This is a genomic window from Halobacillus sp. (assembly GCF_049282395.1).
In the GTDB taxonomy this organism is placed as follows: domain Bacteria; phylum Bacillota; class Bacilli; order Bacillales; family Halobacillaceae; genus Halobacillus.
The window spans coordinates 1-2,757 of sequence record NZ_JBAPTY010000385.1 but is presented as its reverse complement, the minus strand read 5'-3'; the positions used below and the strand labels follow the sequence as shown (position 1 = coordinate 2,757).

General features: G+C 42.9%; 3 protein-coding genes, 1 pseudogene and 1 riboswitch. Of the genes and pseudogenes, 3 read left to right on the top strand and 1 reads right to left on the bottom strand.

What is annotated here, in order from left to right; translation table 11 throughout:
• The coding region (locus tag WAM07_RS16180) for a DUF2306 domain-containing protein (protein ID WP_422168449.1) at nt 1-221 on the bottom strand (221 nt) is incomplete at its 3' end.
• A 126-nt stretch (nt 222-347) separates the two neighbouring features.
• On the opposite strand from WAM07_RS16180, the gene ltaE reads away from it, so the two are divergent.
• From ltaE to WAM07_RS16165, 3 genes and pseudogenes are all read left to right on the top strand, one after another.
• Nucleotides 348-1,364, top strand: a complete 1,017-nt coding sequence (gene ltaE, locus WAM07_RS16175; RefSeq protein WP_422168448.1) for a low-specificity L-threonine aldolase — start codon at nt 348-350, stop codon at nt 1,362-1,364.
• Between the two features lie 121 nt (nt 1,365-1,485).
• Nucleotides 1,486-1,662, top strand: coding sequence for a hypothetical protein (locus tag WAM07_RS16170; protein WP_158512396.1), 177 nt, complete (start codon nt 1,486-1,488; stop codon nt 1,660-1,662).
• Nucleotides 1,663-2,211: 549 nt separating this feature from the next.
• A riboswitch (purine riboswitch) is annotated at nt 2,212-2,315 on the top strand.
• A gap of 181 nt (nt 2,316-2,496) precedes the next feature.
• Nucleotides 2,497-2,757 (top strand): annotated as a pseudogene (locus WAM07_RS16165) (5'-methylthioadenosine nucleosidase); the annotation flags it as partial.

Genomic DNA, 2,757 nt, shown 5'->3' with positions numbered 1-2,757 from the left:
AAAGACTTTTCTGCCGCGTTTCGTGAAGCATCAAAGGCGATTCGATAAATTCCCATGTAGAAGGCGGTAGCGGCTACGATCCCCATGGCCCATACATATATCCAGCCCACTCGTTTATGAATCCTTCCCCCTTTCTTCGTAACTAAAGGAATCCAAAACACGGTAAGCGCCGTAAACCCCGCCAGAATATGAAGATATAATACTGTTTGAAATACACTCAATCCTATTCCCTCCCCTTTTACTGTTACTTTATGTATACCATAAGAAGCAGGTCCATCGTCTTAGTAATTCATATATTTCCATCTCTCTGAATTGTTTCGTACAATAACAGAAAAGGAGGAAATGCCATGATTGATCTAAGGAGTGATACTGTAACGAAGCCTACCCGTGCTATGCGTGAAGCTGCCTTTGAAGCAGAGGTGGGGGATGATGTCTATGAAGAGGATCCCACTGTGAAAGAGCTTGAGAATCGAGCAGTTGAAATCACGGGCAAGGAAGCAGCGCTATTTGTTACGAGCGGTACGCAGGGGAATCAAATCTCCGTGCTGACCCATTGCCAACCTGGGGATGAGGTTCTGATGGAAGCAAATGCTCATTTATTTTTGTATGAAGGAGCTTCCATGTCGGCTCTGGCCGGTGTTCAGCCGCGCACGCTGCAAGGTACAAGAGGGGCGATGAATCCTCACGACGTAAAAGCAGCGATTCGGCCTGATGATATTCATTTTCCAGAAACGGGTCTAATCTGTCTAGAAAACAGTCATAACAAAGCCGGTGGAGCGATTCTTCCTTTAGAAAATATGCAGGACATTCATCAAATAGCCCAGGAATCTGGTATCCCGGTTCACCTGGACGGGGCAAGGTTGTTCAATGCTTCGGTGGCTTCCGGGATTCCGGTGAAAACGTACGCTGAACAGACGGATACGATTCAGTTCTGTTTATCAAAAGGGCTCGGAGCTCCCGTGGGTTCTATCATTGCAGGATCGGAAGACTTTATCCGAAAAGCGCGCAAGTGGAGAAAACGTCTTGGCGGCGGTCTGCGTCAAGTAGGGATCATTGCGGCTCCGGGTCTTGTGGCGCTGAATGACATGGTGGATCGACTTGCGGAAGATCACGAGCATGCTCAGCAGTTAGCCGAAGGATTAGGAAATATAGAAGGGCTGGAAATTGAGAATAACGTAGACACGAACATTGTCTTAGTCAATGTGGGAGGACGGGGAAAGACTTCGCATGAATTTCTCGAGGATCTGAAGACTCAGGGGGTTCTGGCTGTCCCGTTTGGACCATATACGGTGCGGTTTGTAACCCATTATGATGCATCAGGCGAAGATATCGACCGTGTCATCGAACGAGTCAATCAATTCTGATAATATATGAAAATGTACATATTGAGCGGCGTTCCATCATAAGGTGAAGTATGAGATCACCTGGAGGCAGTTCTTCAGTCAAAAGAGGGACTCGAAAGTTTACACTTTGGAGGTGAGTTCCATGCCGGAACTTGAGACTGGTCAAAGTACGAAAAAGAATCTGTCAGCCGCCCAGCATCACATTTTCGCTGAAATGTTTCATAAGGACCGCTTTGTGGACGGTATTCCGTTGGATGAACTCAGTAAGCATGTAAGAAAGTCTAAATCCTATAAAAAAACCACTAAGCGAATGAAATGACCTCCCCCTCACCCCTTTGGAGAAATCCAGAGGGGTTTTTTATTGGTTCTGTAGTGCTGATTGTAGTATAGAATCGTGATAAAATGAGTTTTCGTGCTGGAGTATTATGAACCTAAGTAGTATTAAAAAAGAACTAACGAGTAATTATGATGGGAGACTGTGAAATGAACAAAATACTATTTTTCTTCTGTAATCTAATGACTATAATTGGACTTTGTATATTGTTTTTTACAAGTCTTCTAAATAAGATATTTCCTATGCTGGGAAGGGTGGCTTTTCAGGCTGCGATGGCTGGAAGCTATTCACCTAGTGACTATAAAATTAATTTCACCGTAATAAACTTATGTGCAACTCTAATGATAGTGGTTGGGGTTATAGTAAGTTATTTGCTCTATAAGAAAGGTTATATTCTAAAATAACAAGTGCTCAACGGAGAAAGGCTTGTTCAGTTCCTAATTTTTGTATAAACACGAATATTAATTAATTTATTTTTATTTTTGTTCGTTTTTTGGTTGAATGCGTCGAAAGAGTCTGCTATATTATCACAGTAGCCCAATTACATATCCAACTCGTATATTCTCGGAAATAAGGTCCGAGCGTCTCTACCCGGTTCCCAATGAAAGAACTGGACTACGAGTTAAAGTGCACTTATGTGCAGCTGATTTCTTATGGTCTGATACCATACTTTAGCCGTAGTGTACTTTAACTTTGCAGGTCTAGAAGGTAGAGAACTCTCTACTTTTCTAGACCTTTTTCTATGGACAAGTATGAGAATGCGAGGAGCGTATGAGGGTTCAAAAAGCTATTCTATTCGTTAAGGAGAGATTTATTTTGATGAAAAAATACGCACCAATCGCTATTATTTCTATTTTACTAGTATCGTTACTTGCGGCATGCTCATCGTCCGAAGAGGCAGCGGCCGAAAATGAAGAAACAGAGCAGCAGCCTATTATTGTAGAAGGGCCAATGCCGATTGAAGCGGAGAAATTCGCTGAACGCCTGGACAATGTGGAAGAAGAAAAATCGGGATCGTTCGTTTTTTATAAAGGGACGGTAAATGATTATCCAGTAATTGTAGCCAAGACCGGAAAAGGG